The 248-nt window shown below is 54.4% G+C and carries 1 protein-coding gene; it reads left to right on the top strand.

The window, feature by feature from the left end; translation table 11 throughout:
• On the top strand, nt 1–248 hold a 248-nt coding region (locus SB775_RS32350), incomplete at both ends, for a YlbF/YmcA family competence regulator (protein ID WP_410865389.1).

The following is a 248-nucleotide window of genomic DNA, read 5'->3' as shown; positions in this document are numbered from 1 at the left end:
CGATAAACAATTGGCGAGAGAGATCCACGATTTCGCCAGGCTGAAGGAGCTGTACGAAGAAGTGCAGCGCTTCGGCAAATACCACCCCGACTATAAGCGGGTGATGAAGCAAATCCGGGTGGACAAGCGCCGGCTGGATTTGAATGAGAAAGTGGCCGAGCTGCGGCTCGCGGAAAATGAGCTGCAGGACTTGATGGACCAAGTCAGCTTTATCCTGGGCCGGTCGGTGTCAGAAGCAGTCAAGATTC

Source organism: Peribacillus sp. SIMBA_075 (genome assembly GCF_046534585.1).
Note: the sequence above shows the minus strand (reverse complement) of the source record. Positions and strands in the feature narration are given on the sequence as shown.